General features: G+C 36.8%; 18 protein-coding genes and 1 pseudogene. 6 read left to right on the forward strand and 13 right to left on the reverse strand.

From position 1 onward, the window contains the following. Window positions 1-25 precede the first annotated feature (25 nt). Window positions 26-688, reverse strand: a complete 663-nt coding sequence (locus tag KCV09_RS15770) for a head GIN domain-containing protein (RefSeq protein WP_151834998.1) — start codon at window positions 686-688, stop codon at window positions 26-28. A gap of 296 nt (window positions 689-984) precedes the next feature. On the opposite strand from KCV09_RS15770, the gene KCV09_RS15775 reads away from it, so the two are divergent. After that, entirely contained in the window at window positions 985-3,828 is a 2,844-nt protein-coding gene (locus tag KCV09_RS15775; protein WP_212515783.1) for a hypothetical protein, read from the forward strand. 52 nt (window positions 3,829-3,880) lie between these two features. Here KCV09_RS15775 and KCV09_RS15780 read toward each other — a convergent pair. From KCV09_RS15780 to KCV09_RS15810, 7 genes and pseudogenes are all read right to left on the reverse strand, one after another. Further along, a pseudogene (locus KCV09_RS15780) lies at window positions 3,881-4,111 on the reverse strand (hypothetical protein); the annotation flags it as partial. Window positions 4,112-4,458: 347 nt separating this feature from the next. Further along, entirely contained in the window at window positions 4,459-5,289 is an 831-nt protein-coding gene (locus KCV09_RS15785) for a hypothetical protein (protein WP_038337734.1), read from the reverse strand. A gap of 6 nt (window positions 5,290-5,295) precedes the next feature. Continuing rightward, the gene (locus tag KCV09_RS15790) at window positions 5,296-5,697 is read right to left on the reverse strand and encodes a hypothetical protein (RefSeq protein WP_005174444.1); all 402 of its coding nucleotides are present in this window, start codon (window positions 5,695-5,697) and stop codon (window positions 5,296-5,298) included. Between the two features lie 460 nt (window positions 5,698-6,157). After that, window positions 6,158-6,466, reverse strand: a complete 309-nt coding sequence (locus KCV09_RS15795) for a hypothetical protein (RefSeq protein WP_024160728.1) — start codon at window positions 6,464-6,466, stop codon at window positions 6,158-6,160. Between the two features lie 4 nt (window positions 6,467-6,470). Continuing rightward, complete coding sequence (locus KCV09_RS15800; protein ID WP_005006141.1) at window positions 6,471-6,977, reverse strand: thermonuclease family protein; 507 nt, start codon at window positions 6,975-6,977, stop codon at window positions 6,471-6,473. Window positions 6,978-7,062: 85 nt separating this feature from the next. Then, window positions 7,063-7,917, reverse strand: coding sequence for a transglycosylase SLT domain-containing protein (locus KCV09_RS15805; RefSeq protein WP_024160729.1), 855 nt, complete (start codon window positions 7,915-7,917; stop codon window positions 7,063-7,065). A 1-nt stretch (window position 7,918) separates the two neighbouring features. Then, the gene (locus tag KCV09_RS15810) at window positions 7,919-8,725 is read right to left on the reverse strand and encodes a hypothetical protein (protein WP_024160730.1); all 807 of its coding nucleotides are present in this window, start codon (window positions 8,723-8,725) and stop codon (window positions 7,919-7,921) included. Between the two features lie 59 nt (window positions 8,726-8,784). Between KCV09_RS15810 and KCV09_RS15815 the strand changes: the two genes are divergently transcribed. The 4 genes from KCV09_RS15815 (at window position 8,785) to KCV09_RS15830 (ending at window position 11,467) form a co-directional block, all read left to right on the forward strand. After that, window positions 8,785-9,207 (forward strand): hypothetical protein, encoded by a 423-nt coding sequence (locus KCV09_RS15815; protein ID WP_024160731.1) that lies wholly within the window; start codon window positions 8,785-8,787, stop codon window positions 9,205-9,207. Window positions 9,208-9,287: 80 nt separating this feature from the next. Next, window positions 9,288-9,827: a hypothetical protein gene (locus KCV09_RS15820; protein WP_024160732.1), complete on the forward strand. Its 540-nt coding sequence runs from the start codon at window positions 9,288-9,290 to the stop codon at window positions 9,825-9,827. Between the two features lie 34 nt (window positions 9,828-9,861). Continuing rightward, window positions 9,862-10,602: a hypothetical protein gene (locus KCV09_RS15825; RefSeq protein WP_212515784.1), complete on the forward strand. Its 741-nt coding sequence runs from the start codon at window positions 9,862-9,864 to the stop codon at window positions 10,600-10,602. 118 nt (window positions 10,603-10,720) lie between these two features. Further along, entirely contained in the window at window positions 10,721-11,467 is a 747-nt protein-coding gene (locus KCV09_RS15830) for a hypothetical protein (RefSeq protein ID WP_212515785.1), read from the forward strand. 68 nt (window positions 11,468-11,535) lie between these two features. Here KCV09_RS15830 and KCV09_RS15835 read toward each other — a convergent pair whose 3' ends face one another. Continuing rightward, window positions 11,536-12,327 (reverse strand): TraX family protein, encoded by a 792-nt coding sequence (locus tag KCV09_RS15835; RefSeq protein ID WP_038350041.1) that lies wholly within the window; start codon window positions 12,325-12,327, stop codon window positions 11,536-11,538. Next, a complete protein-coding gene (locus KCV09_RS15840; RefSeq protein WP_212515786.1) occupies window positions 12,303-12,953 on the reverse strand; it encodes a hypothetical protein in 651 nt (216 codons plus the stop codon). The genes KCV09_RS15835 and KCV09_RS15840 overlap by 25 nt, the downstream gene beginning before the upstream one ends. A gap of 156 nt (window positions 12,954-13,109) precedes the next feature. Between KCV09_RS15840 and KCV09_RS15845 the strand changes: the two genes are divergently transcribed. Next, complete coding sequence (locus KCV09_RS15845; RefSeq protein ID WP_024160736.1) at window positions 13,110-13,994, forward strand: hypothetical protein; 885 nt, start codon at window positions 13,110-13,112, stop codon at window positions 13,992-13,994. 145 nt (window positions 13,995-14,139) lie between these two features. Here the strand turns inward: KCV09_RS15845 and KCV09_RS15850 are convergent, their stop codons facing one another. Genes KCV09_RS15850 through KCV09_RS15860 form a run of 3 tightly spaced genes read right to left on the reverse strand, consistent with a single transcriptional unit; the run spans window position 14,140 to window position 17,356 of the window. After that, window positions 14,140-15,807, reverse strand: a complete 1,668-nt coding sequence (locus KCV09_RS15850) for an SNF2-related protein (RefSeq protein ID WP_024160737.1) — start codon at window positions 15,805-15,807, stop codon at window positions 14,140-14,142. Next, on the reverse strand, window positions 15,807-16,175 hold the full coding sequence (locus KCV09_RS15855) for a hypothetical protein (protein ID WP_044102302.1): 369 nt from the start codon (window positions 16,173-16,175) through the stop codon (window positions 15,807-15,809). Before KCV09_RS15855 ends, KCV09_RS15850 begins: the two co-directional genes overlap by 1 nt. Further along, window positions 16,172-17,356 (reverse strand): SprT-like domain-containing protein, encoded by a 1,185-nt coding sequence (locus KCV09_RS15860; RefSeq protein WP_129717105.1) that lies wholly within the window; start codon window positions 17,354-17,356, stop codon window positions 16,172-16,174. The genes KCV09_RS15855 and KCV09_RS15860 overlap by 4 nt, the downstream gene beginning before the upstream one ends. Between the last annotated feature and the right edge of the window lie 128 nt (window positions 17,357-17,484).

The following is a 17,484-nucleotide window of genomic DNA, read 5'->3' on the forward strand; positions in this document are numbered from 1 at the left end:
CTTTCATTGAACTAGGTTTATCGACCTATTTAAAACTAATTTGTCCTGAGCCAGTTCGGTTTTGTGTCTTATGGATTGGGTTTCCATAAACTTTAACGTTGCCTGAGCCTGAAAGCTGTACTTGAGCTGAATTGATAGCTGTACAAAAGATATTGCCTGAACCAGATAGCGCCACTTCTAAATTGGTGCTTTTCAGTGGTAACGCATCAAAATTGCCTGATCCTTTCAAAGATAAGACACAGTGTTCAATGGTACCGTCTAAATCCATATTTCCAGATCCACTAATACTTGCGGTAAATTTATCTTCATTTAGATTTAAGATCTGGATATTGCCTGAACCTTTTAAATCAATAGCTTTTAAAGTTGGGTAAGTGATCGATACTTCTAACGGTGAACGAGTACTAAAACTCACATTGTCCTGAATAGCTAAAACCAATACACCACCCTGAAAAGTAGCACTAATAAGATCCACAATATTATCGTCTGCAGTAATTTCCATTTTAGAATCACTTGAAGCAAAAAACTTCAGACTCATTGGACCATTCATACAGATTTCGTTAAATGGGCTTACAGGTACTTGCTTAGTCACTGGTTTTCCACTTCCAACGATTTGTTTGTTTGAACCTGAACTGTATACATTGGCGTTGCCATTGATTACAACAGAACCCGAAAAAAACTGTTTTGACATATAAACCTCAAATTAATAAAAGTAATTTAACCCTAAATAAGTGGTCATTCATAACCTATTTATTGTCTGTAAATTATAACATTGAGGGCTTAGACCTTTTTATTAAAATAATAAATTAAAACTTTTAATTTTTCTTTAAACCTTTATTAGACATAGCTTATATTAAAGATTAAACAGAAATGTTTTTAGAATCGGTATATACTAAAAGTATAAATTTTCTTAAGCATATGATTAATAGTCCTATGCAACCTGGGTAGCACATTGCACCTGAATATATATTAGAAGTTGGAATTGTTATGGCTGAGAAAGTACCGAACGCCCGACATAATTGTGATTTAAATACGATGTTTCAGTTTTTCCAAGAAGAACTGGAGCGAAACTACGGATTCGTATTCAAGTCATCTGGTAAATATCAATTCGTGACCGTATTTGATGAAAAAGTGCCTTGCCTCACCGAATCAGATAACCCTAGTAAATCAAGTAGCAATAATGTCAAACCACGAGGGATGTATTGGATCTATCCAAACATGAACCGTGATACTGGTGAATACTGGCCAGTGCTCAAAGGACACCGCTTTGGTGTAACTGACATTGAAATCTCAATTGCTTTTGCTGACCACTATAAGAACGTAATCAAGCCTCAACGAGATTCAAACCCTAACTACAAACCACCAAGTAAAGAAGATGTTGATCGCCGTGTACGTGAGTTTGAAGAAGCTCAAAAGAAGCATCTACTTCAACAAGAAAAAGAGCTCTTAGCTGCACAAATCGCTATCCGTATTGAGTGGCAACGTGCTGGTAAAGTTATTGACGATTCATTTTTTAATAATAAAACTGGAAGCATTCAGACCTTTAAACGCGACATTCGACAAATGCCGTATATGGTTGAAAAGAACCTAGAGCCATACGGCGCTAAAATCATGCGTAAAGATAACTTTACCCGTGATGAAGCCATTGAAGCAGTAAAGCGTGAACTTCCTGAATCAGCTACCAATCAACAGCTTCTCGTTGAAACAGTAGAGAATGTATTAGCGTATCAAAAGCATTTCATCAACTTTGAACCTGAGATTGAGGGCGAAAAGAAAAAAGGCTTTGATTTACGTAAAAGCAGAGCTGTCATTCTTGCACCGTTAATTGACACTAATAACAAAGTCGTCAATTTACAGCGTATCACCCACCATCGCCAAAAAAAGCGCAACAAGGAAACCAACAAGCTTGAAGAAGTACTGCATAAGGGCAAGTACTTTTTTGATAAAGCCAAAACGAAAGATGCATTCTTGCCTGTTAGCAAAAATCCTGATGTTGGCTATGAAGTCTTTAACCCGAATGCAAAGAACTATTTGATCAAGGAGGGTTGGGCAACAGCGATCAGCGCACGTAAGGCGTTGGATGCCGGTTTAGAGCTTGGTTTATTGGGTGAGGGTTTTACTGCAGAAAACACACAAGTTTTAGCGTCATACAGTAAATCCAATATCTCAAGTGTTGCTGAGCTTATCCGCAGCATCAATCCTGAAGCCAATATATTTGTTGGTTATGATAACGATGCTGGCCAAACGCTTGAGTCTGGTTTGAATCCTGGCTTACAAGAAGCTTGTCACAACTTTTCATTAAGTGGTGTGTTAGGTGATGTGAGCAAACATGAAAAAACACGTATCACCCTGCCCCCAGTTTTCCAAAATAAATTATCTGTTTCTGATTGGGATGATGCTCGTCAATATTTAGGTGTTGAACGTTTAGGTGCAGAGTTGGCAAAAGAACTAAATAACGCCGTCAAACGTATAGACAACAAGATCCCTGAAGTTGCGTATGCAATTAACCGCTACAACCGTCAACGCGAAGCTTATGCAGCCAAGTTCCCTAATAAAGAATACCAACCGAATTACGGCATTGTGATTGCACAATCAGATGAAAAATATCTGGAATTGCAGAACATACGAGCTAAAAACCAAGCAAATATTGAAAATTACAACGCAAATATTGAAAAGCGTAAACAAGATCTATCAAAAGCTAACTATGATGGACCAGCTGGTACAGGTAGCACGAAATCCTATGCAAAACCAAAGTACCAACCGCCGTCATTTGATAAAGCATTTGATGATAAATCAACTCCAACCGCTACGGCACCCGTATCTTCGCCCGTCATGACTCTTGAGGGCATTAAGTCTTACATGGAGATCCTTTCTGAAATTGATGTCACCAAAGTTCAAAATGATGTTTTGAAAGTTGTCGCTACTGCAGATGGCCATCAAAAGATTAAAGCCGGTGATATTGAATTCGAGAAAATGGGTGCCAAAGAACCAACCACTAGCACAAACCCAAGTATGGATAGCATGCAAAATACCAAAGTACATATTGATGTATCCAAGGACATCAACAAAGATACAGTTAAATTGCAGAGTGTGGATCGTTCGACCATTCCCGAACAAAACCTTCAGCAAGGTATCGATCATCAAAGCTACGCTAAGTCAGCTATCTTTACCGCTTTTTGGCTTCATTCAGCAGAAATGTATAAAGCTAGAAAGTTAATTCATGAAGCTGGTATTAGTAATGCCGATGTTGAGGGTTCAATTGCTGTCGCTGAAGATAAGCTCAATAAAGCTCAGGAAGAAGTTTCTAAGAAGCGGTCGTATCCTGAACTTTTTGTGATTAGTGCGTCTGATAGCGAATACCGTGCGTCAATCATGAAAGTTTTATCTGATTTAGAGGCTGCACATCCAGAGTGGCAGAATCTCAAAACATTTAGAGAAAATCTTACTGATAGGACCATTGCATTTGATCAATTGAATCTGGATACATTGAAGATCAAAAACAAAGTAGTGCATTTGATTGTCAGTAATGTAACCAATGATCAAAACTATCAAAAGGTTCAAGAAAGCCTCACCACCCTTTTAGATACATCGAACAGCTTGTCTTTGGACCGTCAACAAAAGTTCAATCTTGTGAACGGTCTAAGTAAAACATTAAACAACATGGCCAAACTATTAGATGAACCACCAGTCTTCCAAAGACTGAACGATTTCTTTACTCGTTTTGAAAAGCGTGTAGATGATCTCGTTCTAGGTGATGGTCTAAAGCTGTATGGTATAGAACCGCAGAATTTAAACAAAACTAACGAACGTGGACAGTCGTTCGATATGTAAAAGCAGATATGAAAAAGCCCCGAATATCGGGGCTTTTTTAGTGGGTATATATCTATCTTGCTAAAGCATGGTTAATTTGATCTTCCAAACTACGTCCGTTTTTATCTAGTTTTGTCGCCATAAGAAAAATACGCTTACCCTGGCTATCTTTAGCCCACTGTCTACCAATAGCATCTTTAACTCTCGCATCATCGGCACTATCTAAGTGACTACCTTTATACTCAAGAACGAATATAGATCCATCATCCAACTCAGCAACAAAGTCTGGATAAAAATAGTCCTTACCAGAGAGATGGATGTCTTTTTACATTAATGTCTTAAACTGGCAAAATGTAAAATCAACAACTTACATCAAATCTAATTGAATAAATCTACATTACAGTTCTAAACTCAATGGATTTTTCAGTTTAGAAAAATAGCGGTTTTTTACAATATAGTTGTAAACCTAGCCTTTCCAAATTGGTAAAATTTCTTCAAAGGAAACTAGACTCAGTGCAACAGTATCACGAAAAATTCGAGGGTTTGATCAAACAAATATCTTCAAGGCTTTAGATGAGTTGGACAGACGTAGAGAGTTGCAACTGGGGCAACAACGTAAAAATGATAGGAGTTTTTCACCTAGATTTTAACTTATTTAGTTATTTGATTAATGATATTTTCTACTTGTGTACGGTTCATGTTTTCCGTAGATAACGAATAATATCTATTATTATAATTGAAGTGAACATTATAAATGTCTTGCCCATTTTCATTTCTCAATGTTTCAATAGTCATTGGAACATTGTTTACATTATGATTTAAACTTTCTTGGAAAACTTCTACAATAGCACTGTTATTTGGATTCAAATACATTTCGGTTATTTCAAATTTAGTACTACCATCTTGGTTTTCATATAACCGATAAAGGGAGTTGTATTTTCCTTCATTTATTGCACCAGAATACCACTTTCCTGATAGTTTTAAATCTGGAACTAAACCATCTGTATTTATTGGTTTAAAATCTAAAGGTTTTTCTTCTTTTAATGCAGCTCTTTTTTTATCTAAGTTAGAAAATTCATTAGTAATCTTTCCACCACTAAAGCTTCCATAACGATTTAAATTGTCGAAATTTTTTGCTAAATCGTCTTTTTGAGCTTTGCTTAGCTTAGCTTCTGATAATTTAGTATATATGACACCATCAGGATATTTTTCTCTTAAAGCTTTTAAATCAGAATTAAATATAAATGATTCATCATTTTGATTTTTAGCTAACGAACTTTGATTTGTATTCGATAATTCTGTATTTTGATTTGTATTTTGAATAGATGGTTCGGAAGATGAACTCGTTTCATTATGGTTGGTATTTTCACCGTTACCCAATCTTTTTGTTTCTGTAACTGCTTGAGATTTTATAAAAATTACAATACCTAAAACAATAATACCAACCACAAGAACTATTAATAGAATTTTATTCTTTTTCATAAGATTTTATAAAAACTGCCCAAATTTAAAATTGCAATCTTTTGCAGATGTGTATTGAGAAACAGCTCGCCCATTATCTAGGGTTTCATAGTGTGTACCGGATACATTCCAAAATCTTTTATCACTTTTAGGATCAACAAACCCTGCTCTAACACGATACCCACTTGGGTTACTTGAATTATCTGTTCGTTGGTTACCATTAGTAGCTTTTTGATCTGTTTTTGCATATAGATTTTTATGTACACCTGTTAAAGCATCATAAGAAATAGATTCGTTATACCAACCATATCCAAAACTTGGAATATATGCTTCACAATTGGCACGGCTGAATGCTTCTGCTGGAACTGTAGCAGCATAAGGTGAGGCAGAAATAAAGCTTATTAAGCCAAGAAAAATTTTAACTTTCATTTTATTACCCTATTTTTGATTTTTATTTTTTATACCATTTGGTTTAATTTTTTTCCAATAAAAACATGTAAGTTTATATGTCTATGGTAAGTAAAAATGGATGACCACAAAAATTTCAGGATCAAATGTAAAATTTGACATTTTTTTTAATCTCTCTTTGTTTACAACTATATTGTTAAAGTTTAGGACTTTAATGTCCAGTTTACGTTTGTGTTGTCAAATCACAATGGAATGGAACTTGGCTTGCTGTTTCTTCGGCTTGGTTACGATTAACCCAATCGAGTAAAGGCATAAAAATCACAATTATAGGTTTAAAGTTAATAACCTATTATCAACTATTTATTTTATATCTATAAGAATGATGAAAATATTTAATTTAACCCATTAAAAACCACTAAATAGCTTAGTGGCTTGTTCTGTTTTGGTGATTAATTGGATTCCGTGGATATGACAATAGATGTCATATAAAACCTTCTTTGAACTGTCGCCCTTCCAGCGACTCTAAGTGCATTTCAAGGAAATCTATTGCCACTTCTGAGTAATTTGCGTTGGCTGAACAATTCACCAACTTTTCATCACAAAGACATTTTCCCAAATTTGCCAACTGAGTAACCAACTCATTTTGTACAGAAGCCAAGCTGAGAGCTTCAATCTGAGCTTGCAGTTCTTCACTGAAGAACTGCAGTTCCATACGATTACCACATTGTTGTTGCAGTACATATTTATTTAATACCGCTACTGCTTTAGCGGTATTTAATTCACCGTTCATCATATTACTTATTGTGACGGTACTGGCTTGGATAAACAGGGTTTGGATCAGCCCATAAACCAAGGCGTTGAGAACGTGCGTTGCTTTCAGCACTCAAAATAATTTTATCTTTGAGATATTCACGATAAGCCCATGCATAGCCATCTTTAACTTGCTTATAGTTAACACTATTCACGATGTTTAAGTTAGGCACTTGGTTTGTACGCATCTGAAAAATGGTACCAAGAGTACGACCGTAGCGGTCCTTACTATTTTCTTGCACATACACAATCGTTTCATGCAAGAAACTGATGTTCTGACGCGATTTCTGACCAAAAGCTTGACTCTTTTCTGGTGCATCAATCTGGTTGAAGCGAACACGGATCTGCTCATTGTTGTTGTTTAAAACGGTGATAGTGTCGCCGTCAGAAATACGTACAACTTTGCCAACAAAATCGGCTTGAGCTGCAGTAGCAACAACAGACATGGATAAGGTTAAAGCTAAACTTTTTAAAGTTGTATTAAGGTTCATTTTGAATCCTTAGTGGGTAAAGAATAGGTAAATTATATCGCATTACATAACTGGAATTTTTTTCTTAAAAAATATATTTAGCTGATTAGTTAGGATTTATCCCCTTTCTCTCAAGCCAGTTTTTCCATTGAAGTGCATACGCAACTAAACCAGGTTGTTTCGCCGTGCCATTGCGATATATCGCATTAAAAGATGGCGTCCATGAATGGTAAGCAGCTGCTCTAACCCAAAAATCGGTTGACGGTTTTGTGGCTAATCGATTTCGCAAGATCTTGGCTGCAAGTCGCGCATTCAGACATCCATCAGTACGCACATAATGGCTATTATAACTTTCAAACATACCGCCACGTTTAAAGTGTATGGTATTGATTTGGAATTGCCCCATATCCAATGAAAGGTTTTTGTTTTGCACTGTTTGTCCATTGGTACCACGCTCTTTGCTATGTATACCCAATAAAACATACAGCGGAACACCTTCTGACCGCGCAGCATGAATAACACAACTCAAAGTAGCGACTCTACCCGGTACGGTTTGATCGTAAGATGCACTCGCTTGATTGTATTGCGTAGTTGGATAGGTATAAGTAACAGGACGGATATTCTGGCGAACGGGTTGTTGTTGTGGTGCTGGTGCTTGCTGGCCACTAGGTTGTGGTCTATTTTGTGCAACTGCCGTGCGCTCAGTGCTAGTCGGAGTTTCTTCAGTTTTTTTCGGTGTGTACTTCACGCCCAGGTAACGACTCGTAAAGCCTCTTGGCTTTGCTGGCGCCGTTTCTTGCTGAGTGTTGGTCATGACCTGAAATGGTCGATATGGTGTACTTGATCCATTAGAATTGACATGGTTTGCATATGCACCTAGAGCCTCAGAACTTTGAGGCAATTGAGCATAAGCAACGCTTGATCCTAATAGAGTCGCAAATAGCGTTGGTTTTAACAGCATATTAATCAGCACCTTTATCGTTGTTGTTGAAATTGTCGATTAGGTGCTGTTTACGGTCAGCTAACTTATTCAGTGTTTCAACTGGCAATGGGTTTTTGCCGTCATACCACGATAAGCTATATTTTTTTGGCGCATAGCGGAACCATGCCAAGAATGGCGAATTCGGTAAGAATAAAAGACCAGTACGGACTTGCCACGCACGATAAGCTGAATTGATACTAACCATGTATAGATAAAACACCAATAATACACCTGGTACAACAAGCATTGGATATAGCGCTTTAAAGAACATATAAACTACGTACAAGCCTGTAAACATAGATAATGCTAAATACAAATAAGAAGAAAACTGATGGTTTTTAATAAGCTTGTCTATTTCATCATTACTCATTGAAGCTAAACGTTCTTGCCCTCTTGGGTAGTGAGTATTAGCAATGAGTTTTTTAAGTTGTTTAAAATTGTTAGGTGCGACAATTTCATATTCACATAAAGGGTGTGCACATACCCAATTCACGTTGCCTTTATAAGAACGTGGAATCCTGTTGTCATGCATTAAAATCGATTTACCGCATTCGGGGCATGTTGGCGACAGCATTGATCTAATATTAGATAAATGCGGTAAAAACCCTTTTCTAGCTGAACTCCAGTGGCTTTTACGCCCGAAATCAAAAAAGACTCGCTTTAAAATACCTGATTTACGGGGTTGATTAGCTTCAATTGCCTGTTTAATGGCAGCTTCATCTAAAACCTCATTGGTAATATTTACCTTTTGTGTAGCACTATCAGAACTATTTTTATCTGAAGACATACTTTTACCTACGGACTTTTATTATGTAGAATACGTTATTATATTAAAGGATTTTCAACGTGTCTAAAACCCTTTTCAACTTCGCAACGGTTATTTTAATTTCCACCCTTTTAAGTGCCTGTAATAACTCTAATACTCCAAATGAACAAGATCCATTAAAAGGTCAAGAAAAGAAGTTTTTAGACGAATCCGCAACGAGTGAATCAAAAGAACTTGTGTTTTATGACTTGGTAGATCCTAAGAAAAAAGACCAACCTATAAAGGCTGAAGAAGCAAGTGCTTCCGAGCCTGAAGCCCAAGAACAACAACCTGAAAAGGCCTTATCTCCTGAGATTCTTGAAGCGATTCGTGAAAATACAGAACGACAAGAAAAAAAGGAAAATGCACTCAGAACAATAGCTGAAGCTAAGCGTATTGAAGAATTATTAGTAGGTAAAGATCGCAGTAGTGATGATGGTTATACCTATAACAGTGATGAATAATTGATATATCAATGGTTTTAACCAATACAAACTTATTATTTTAAGTTAAAATGATTTTAAATTTTTTGGTATATACGGTTATGTTTAACAGTGCTTTTAAGAAACATAAAATAAAAATATGTTTTGGCTTACCAATCATAATTGTGGTTTCGATCTTAATATTCAAAATCTACTCCTACCCCTTTAAGCCAAGACTCTTAAGCCCCGATTGGATTGAAAGTCGCTACAATGGTTGGGAAGTTGAACATCATGACTTATGGATTGCTACAATTGTGGATGTTGTTGGTCCAAAAACAGTAAAAATTAGAAATCAAAATGGAGAAGAAAAAATTATGGATCTTCTCTATATAAATGCTTTGCAATCTTCGGAAAAAATGAAAAACCTCTATATCAATAGCTTGTCCGGTTATGTTGGCCAACAGCTATTTGTAAAAGGAGATCCAGACAAAGCGCGGTTTAATGGCGTCTTGATCGATGGTAACGGTGAAAATATCAATCTAAACCTAACTTATGTACCAGGTGCGGTATTGGATATGTCATCAACTGCATACATTCATGACCGAGAAAAGCAATTAGTTCCTTATTTCGCGAATATCAATTCAGAAAATAGAACGTTTTAAGTTATAAATTAAGGGATATTAGAAAGGCCAAGCTATGCCAGCACCATTATGTTTCCTCACACTGGAATTTACCGCCAAAGTCAAGAATCCAGTTGATGTGCCTGACATTATTAAGTCGTCTATTTTGACGCGTATTAAAAAGTGCCGCACATCATCAATAGAGCAGGTTCAGTATCTTTATAATGCTGAAGAGAGCTACTGGAAGCCAAAAAAACAAGTCACTGAAGAAGCAACTCAATATCATGGCATCACCAATGAAGATTTATTAACGCAAGACTCAATCAATGGTCTAAAGATTAAAAACTATGTTGTGTATTGGGCAAACGTTTATACATTTAGAATTTTGCAAAAAAGCAAAGTGAAGTTTTTTAATCACCGCTTTATCTTTTTAAACAACTTAATCAACGTGATTGGTGAAGATGGTTCCCTACCCATGACAGAATGGGCACGTTTAGCCAGTGCAGCTTCGGGAAATAATGAATTTCCAGAAGAGATACTGACTAACACTAACAATAAGGTCATCTGTTTGACCGTTATATTTGATTATATTTCTGAAAAATTAACATCACTTTATGGTTTGGATCTAAATAAGCATTACGATCTGGTTGCTGCAGTACAATACAACAGTGCCATCAAAGCTAAGAGTCAAAAATCATTAAAGGTTCATAAGCTTATGCGTGATGATTTTAATGAGTTTAAATTGCTTTTAGACAAAGGCATGGAGATTAAGAGAATTAAAAAGGAATATTTTATAAATAATAACTATATCCCTTAAACCTAAAAGCCACTTTCTTAAAAGTGGCTTTTTTTACGTTAAACATAAAATAAACTATCACTAAAACCCTTTTTTAAAATATAATACTTTTAATTTCTATTTTAACTGGTGATACATTGTGAGTTTAATTAAGAAGCAAAAAGACATTCTATCTCACGACCCTCTTGTTTCAATTTTTAGTAACAATGACCTTTTAACAATCTCAGTTGATACGGATTCTGAAGATTTGAATCGTCAACCTAAAAATATAAAAATCCCGAATGCCGATCTTAAAGAGTTAACAATACAAATCAGTGGTTTTGATACTTTAGAAAACAATGATGTTGGTCGTTATTTCACTTGTTCTGGTACCGTAGAGCTCGTTAATACACTAGGTAATGGTGAAGAAAAACGTTTTGTATTAGCAGAGCCAAAAATCAAAGTAAACGTGGCTAAAAAAGGTCATTTACCGCAAACAGAACAAATTAAACAATTGGTTCGTAATGCGTGGATGGATGCATTTAGCTATGGTTGCCAAAACATTAACCAACCTTGCCACTATGAAGATGAAACTTGGTTTGAACGCTTCAAAGGTAGCATTATTGGTAAATTTGTACTGATCGTACTTGCCACTTTCTTTGCTGCTTTCATTGGTTTGGCTATTTTTGGTTATGCTGCTGGTAAAAAACAACAGGACCCAACATTAGAAATTGCGAATCAAATTGCTCAAGATCCTGAAGCATTAAAGCAATTGCTGAATCAATATGATCAACAAAATAACCAATCTGGTGCACCTACTCCACAAGCATCACCAGAACAAGCAGCTGAGCAAGAAAGACAGCAAGAAATTAGCTCATTCGGTTTAGATGCTGGATCTAGCGAATAACGCTGATTAAACAATAAAAAAGCACCTTAGTCATAAATACTTTGGTGCTTTTTTTATGCCTAAATTTATTATGCAAATTTAAAAAGAATCCAAATGATGACGAGATGTACTGGATAGAACCAGTACGCCCACTTCCCCACTGGCGGTAATTCAAAAGGTAAATTCATGTGCTGTCCTTTCAGTAGGAATTGTGCACCAATACACGTTGCAATGGCGCTACTGACAGCAAATGAGAATGCCAAAGAATATGTAGTCATATCCGTATAGTAGCCACCAATCAACCAGTTGAAAATGTTGGCCAATGAAGTGAGCAAGACGCTGATCATTAAAAAGTATTTCTTAGAATGAACGTTGGTTGTTTTAAAGAATAAATACAGGAATACAATTAATAAAACGCCCCACACGCTATACATAATAAAATTAGATAGCAATGTGATCACGACTAACAGAGAGACAAACTGCAGCGTTGCATATTTATGTTTAGATTCCCCTAATACAACAAGCAAAAATCCTAAAAGCAACGTAGGCATGACGTTCAGAGTTGTAAATGGCTCTTGGTTGAATAGTTGATACGGTACTTCTGATAGCACACAAAACAACGCCAAATTTTTAAAATAGTTTTTTAATGTATGGGTTTTCTTTTTAGAAATAGCTTGGTTCAAATTGAATGCAAGCATGATACAAAAAATAGGAAAAGCCCAACGGCCAATCGTCCTCAACAACAGATTATATTGAGGAAATAATATTGATGCGTGGTCAATAACCATGGTCACAATCGCAATCCACTTCAATAGATCCAAGGCTCTATTGCGATCTCGCACGGCGCTTTGGCTAATTACAGCTTCTTGTAGATGAACCATGTGTTATTTTTCGCTAAAGGGTTTGTATAAGCATCACTACGCTGTTTTCGGGTGTTGTTACGATTATCTAAGATCTCAATGCTATTCCAACCTTCGGGATAACCGAGCACCAGGCCAGAGTTATAAAATCTCGTGCGATGACGCTCTTCATCGCCGGCATAAAACAAGTACGCACGAATATCGTTATACGGTCGATGCCCGACCAATACGTTATCTTCATCACGATCAAAGTACTCATAAATTAAATCCGTATATTCACGATTGAAGTATCCGCACTTCTCAAACAGATCTGCACTTGAACGAAAAGTAATAGATTCCTTGGCCAGTGTTTTATTTAAAATCATGCGAGTGACATTACGAGCAAACACGGGCAAATTAAAATGCACAGGCAAATGAATTTCATTTATTTCGGACAAATCAATAGGATCACCAAAAGGATTAGAAAGTTCTAATGCTTTTTGATAAAAGTTCATCCATTGTGCAAGATATTCATCAACAAACTTTTTCTCACCATAATAAATTGGTAATCCATCAACCGTTAAAAGGTTTTGTGGAGGAAAAATATTGTTTCTTAAATCTAAGATGCTTTGTTTTAATTTTGCGATTTCGATTGGATCACTAATCATAACAACTCACTCGAATTAGAGTATTAAAATAATTATATAGGGTTTTAATTAATTGGATATAAGTTTTTAGCTCAGTAAATAAGCATTTTTGTTGTGTGGCGAATTAGAATTGTTAAAAAATTTAAAAGAATATTTATTCTAGGAATTATTGATACAATGTATCTAATTTCTTACGAATTAGTATATACAATTGGGATTACTATGCTTACCCCTGATCGAATAGACAAACAAGTTAATTTGGCTGGAATTGACCAGTCGTGGACCAATTTATTAAATCACTTGGACATTGATAGTCATCCTGAATACAACATCGATAAAACTCAGCCATGGTACTTGGCTAATTTTGTAGATTACCTACGCCTACTCAACTTTAAGTTTGATGAATTAAATCTAAGAGAGATTCGTGCAGTAGATTATGACTTGGTAGATTGGTCATTTCTTAAATCTAATCGCCTAAATGGTGCTGAGGTGTTTAAGGACCTAACCATTTATCTGCAGAAACCCAATTTTGTTACGCAATATCCTAAATGTGTACCCATCAATGCTGATGTTCGCGATCGTAAGCTTGCAGAGGTCATTTATGATTACTACAGACGCTTCTTACCGTTTTTCTATTCATTCATTAAATTAATCAGATCAACGCAGCGCTTATCTCTAGAACGTAAATTACCCGTGATTGATAACTTTATGTCTAATTTTGGAGATCTTAGTACTGGTGAGTTTTATTCAAATATTCCATTTGATGATGCAGAGCTCAAAAGGATTTTGAAAAATGGCTTTGAAAAATATAGAGAGCATAAATCAGAACAGCGGTTTAGCCGTGCCATCGCAGAGCTAACACCGATGTTTAAAGCTTTGTCTGAATACTTAAAGATTGTGTCTACGGTTAACTACGTGGATCTAGACCTTATTCACTTCTTACACAATGCATTTTTGGGTAAAAACTTTAATGTTTATTCAGATCTATTCGCTTTGGATAAAGAACCTAATTTGTTGGTCAATTTAAGTTGGACATACACAAAAGCATTTCAATATTCATAAATAGCACCATGGTAGTTTATGTGCATCGGCTATATCAAAAGGAAGAAGAATATAGCGATCTTTTAACGAAAGGGACTGGTCATACCGAAGTTTTGTAGCAGAATCTCTAAAACAAGCTAGGTAAAGTTCAGTCATAAAGTTTCTCTTAAGCTACCTTCTTATTCAGTATGTGTTCGGCTAAGCGCTTGATACCGCCACCGTCCGTAATTAAATGTTCAAATAATTCGCCATTCGGGTTTTTAACTCCTTCCAACTGGCCTTTTTTGATGCCTAAGACATCAGAAATAATTGGATCTGAACCCGAATCAGCCAACAAGTAATATGCCGAGATCTGTTTGATTTGACCGTCACGGTCTAAGCGACCAATACATTGATCATGAACACCAGGCGACCAATCCAACTCACCAAACACAAATGTTTTGCATTTTGAGTGGTACTGCAAGCCATCAAGCCCGGCAGATGAACGTAATGAACTAATGAAGACTTTACTTTCATCATTCAAGAATGCTTGTTTAGATCGTTCCTTAGCTGCAGGTCCTTCCGTACCTGTATACATAACAGGATTGAATTCAGCCAAGCGTTCTAGCCAAATGTTGTACACATCTCGATGCCAACCATAAAGCATGACTGATTCACCAGACTCAACAAGCATACGCACGAACTCAGCGACATACGGCGCTTTGGCGATACCTGTTGCTTGGCGCATCATAATATTGAATTCTTCTGTCGCACGAAGCTTTTGCCCTTGGAATTCTTGAGTAGAGCTTAAAATTACTTTTGCCAGTTCCATTGCCTTGCCCTTAATTTGATCCAGTACTTTAGGATCGCTTTCGACATATTGAGGGATGATTTGTACTGGCGGTAACTCTCGATTTACATCTGCTCGAGTACGGCGCAACATTAGACCTTCATCACGTAAAAACATCCCGAACGCTTTAGGATCATTAATACGTTTTTCGTGTGAACACCACTCACGAGCGAATTCGGTAGCGGTACCTAAGCTATCTGGACGCAATATTTCAATGATGTTGTAGAATTCATCACCGTAGTTATAAATCGGTGTAGCTGATAGACCGAGGCGTAATTCAGCTTGGTCACTAATGAGTTTAGCAGCGGAATACTTTTGCGATGTATAGCCAGTCCGTAACTCTTGGATCTCGTCAAACACTACGTACTTAATCTTTCCGGCAAGATATTCAGCCCAACCGTTCAACTTTGAATAACTGGTGATAATGACATCGGGTGCTGCTTCACCCTCTTTGTGCAATGGATAAGGCGATGCTTTCTTTAGGATGTGACATTTTAGGTGCGGAGCAAAGCGTTCAATTTCATTCTTAATTTGCATTGGAAGATGTGTCATTGTCACAAAAAGCGCCGGGAGCGATTCAGGTAGAATCATCGGACATATTCCACTCGCTGTTTTGCCAAGGCCCAAATCATCCCCCAAGAGCAAACCTTTAACATTAAGTAGTAGATCTGCAGCTGCTCTTTGATACTCATATGGAGGCACGGCAAGATCAAATGTTTTGATCGGACGTTTATAGTCCATCACATCCAAAATATCTTCTTTTAGCGACACATAAGCCTTAGATTGCGCTTTCATGTATTTAAGATCATCAACATGCATTGGATAACGTTCAATAAACCAAAGTAGGTCGTGACAATTAGACGGCGTATCGCTTAACTCAATAAATTTTGATGCATGTTGGCTGACTTGTGGGAATACACGCTTAAGTCGTGTTTTAACATGTGGTTCACATTCAATGTGCCAGTTTTTTTCTTGACGAGAAATGGTGCCGTAAGATTTAGACATTAGAAGACCCCCACTAAAATACGATGGCGGTAAATAAATTTATTGTTCAGTTGGATTGGAATGTTATTCACCCAATACGGTGTACCAACCACATAGAGCGCTTTTATGCTGTCATGGCTTAAATAGCGATTGATCTGACGCAATAATGCGTTACGTGCACCATCTATTTTTAATTCAACACCCACCTTGCCGACATCAAGCTCAACAGTAAAATCAATGATGTCTTTATTTGATAGACGAACCTCACGTTCATACGGAATCTCATTGGCAATAAACATTTGCTCAATCGCGAATTGTAAGTCTTTTTCGTTATAAAAACGGTATTTGTGTGAAGAAAACAGAATTCCAAGCTCTTCAATCGTTTTCATTCTGCATCCCCTTGGTCAGCTTTAGCAGCCTTTTTGTTTTTCTTCACCTGGTTTTTATCAATGGATTTTGATGGTACCAGTTCAACTTCACATTCAGTACACGATAATCTAAAAGTAGGACTACACGTTGCACCACGGCCACACTCAGGACACGCAAAAGATGCCCTAGTCTGTTTCTTAGGCTCAGGCTCAGGCTCTTCAAAATTGGCTAAACCAAGCTCTTGATAGAGTGTTCCACCGATCATAGTTTCTTTGAGTACAATAAACTCGTTATCATCGCCGTTTGGTTGTTCACCCTTATAAAGTTTAACAACCTTAGGTTCTGGTATTGGTTTGTCGTCATCATCTAACGGATCTTCATCAAAAGCCGTTGGATAATAACCGCCAAGGTTTGCACCGGTATTTGATATGTCGATTAGTCCGATCGCTACATCAAAGGGATTCATTGTAGTGGGAGTCGGTTCCTCTTCTTCATCACTTGTTGGGATGGCATATCCAGTGAGGGAATCTTGTGCTTTTGACGGTTCGGCAACTGGCTTCTCTTTTTTAGGTGATTTCAAAGCTGAATTGATTTCATTGCCAAGTAAGGCAATATGAAATAGCTTTGGAGAAGCAGTCGGAATGGACTCCAACAACTGCACTTGCTCTTGAATCATTTCTAGACTTGAAATCGTTTTGGGTGCGTACTTGTCATACCATTTGATGATACGCCCTTCATCGACTAGCTCATTGCACACTTGAATAAACAAGCCATCAGGTACAACGATTTCGGTCATCTTCTCGCCTGTCGTGCGACCTTCTTTTGTGCCGTCATCAGTCATAATCAAACCGATCTCAAGCATAAATGCCGCAAACTCAGCATTGTGATATGAGCGTTTAGATGGCTCACCAAAAATGCTTTGTTTCATATGACACATCTCATGTGCATAGCATTTAAAAATGTTAAGCAATGGTTGGGTGCCAAAGTAATCAGGGTTAAGGGCCAGTTCGTGCGTATACGCCGTATCATCTTCTGTCGAAGCAAATCTATTCTCAGACCAATAACCGGTATTTTTGTTGATACGTTGAAGCGTAATCAAACAATCTGGTAATTCATTTTTGAATAGCCTTTCATTGAAACGGTCATACACCAACTGCAGTTCTTCATAAAACTGCAACGTAGTTCTATTCTTTATGTTCATTTTTCAGTCGTCCAAACAGGATCAAACTAGGTGTGGATTGTACAAAACAACGTTTAAAGTTTACGCACAGCTTAAAATACAGTCAATAGTTTAAAATAATCAGCAAAGCATATATTTTTTTAAAAAAA

Origin of the sequence: Acinetobacter soli (genome assembly GCF_018139125.1) — a bacterium.
In the GTDB taxonomy this organism is placed as follows: Bacteria; Pseudomonadota; Gammaproteobacteria; order Pseudomonadales; family Moraxellaceae; genus Acinetobacter; species Acinetobacter soli.

Bases quoted from the DNA above. Each gene is read 5' to 3' on its own strand.
- KCV09_RS15805 (WP_024160729.1), bottom strand. From the start codon at position 7,917: ATGCTGTTAAAACCAACGCTATTTGCGACTCTATTAGGATCAAGCGTT.
- KCV09_RS15775 (WP_212515783.1), top strand. From the start codon at position 985: ATGGCTGAGAAAGTACCGAACGCCCGACATAATTGTGATTTAAATACG.
- KCV09_RS15820 (WP_024160732.1), top strand. From the start codon at position 9,288: ATGTTTAACAGTGCTTTTAAGAAACATAAAATAAAAATATGTTTTGGC.
- KCV09_RS15810 (WP_024160730.1), bottom strand. From the start codon at position 8,725: ATGTCTTCAGATAAAAATAGTTCTGATAGTGCTACACAAAAGGTAAAT.
- KCV09_RS15785 (WP_038337734.1), bottom strand. From the start codon at position 5,289: ATGAAAAAGAATAAAATTCTATTAATAGTTCTTGTGGTTGGTATTATT.
- KCV09_RS15770 (WP_151834998.1), bottom strand. From the start codon at position 688: ATGTCAAAACAGTTTTTTTCGGGTTCTGTTGTAATCAATGGCAACGCC.
- KCV09_RS15845 (WP_024160736.1), top strand. From the start codon at position 13,110: ATGTATCTAATTTCTTACGAATTAGTATATACAATTGGGATTACTATG.
- KCV09_RS15855 (WP_044102302.1), bottom strand. From the start codon at position 16,175: ATGAAAACGATTGAAGAGCTTGGAATTCTGTTTTCTTCACACAAATAC.
- KCV09_RS15790 (WP_005174444.1), bottom strand. From the start codon at position 5,697: ATGAAAGTTAAAATTTTTCTTGGCTTAATAAGCTTTATTTCTGCCTCA.
- KCV09_RS15800 (WP_005006141.1), bottom strand. From the start codon at position 6,977: ATGAACCTTAATACAACTTTAAAAAGTTTAGCTTTAACCTTATCCATG.
- KCV09_RS15795 (WP_024160728.1), bottom strand. From the start codon at position 6,466: ATGAACGGTGAATTAAATACCGCTAAAGCAGTAGCGGTATTAAATAAA.
- KCV09_RS15835 (WP_038350041.1), bottom strand. From the start codon at position 12,327: ATGGTTCATCTACAAGAAGCTGTAATTAGCCAAAGCGCCGTGCGAGAT.
- KCV09_RS15840 (WP_212515786.1), bottom strand. From the start codon at position 12,953: ATGATTAGTGATCCAATCGAAATCGCAAAATTAAAACAAAGCATCTTA.
- KCV09_RS15860 (WP_129717105.1), bottom strand. From the start codon at position 17,356: ATGAACATAAAGAATAGAACTACGTTGCAGTTTTATGAAGAACTGCAG.
- KCV09_RS15825 (WP_212515784.1), top strand. From the start codon at position 9,862: ATGCCAGCACCATTATGTTTCCTCACACTGGAATTTACCGCCAAAGTC.
- KCV09_RS15850 (WP_024160737.1), bottom strand. From the start codon at position 15,807: ATGTCTAAATCTTACGGCACCATTTCTCGTCAAGAAAAAAACTGGCAC.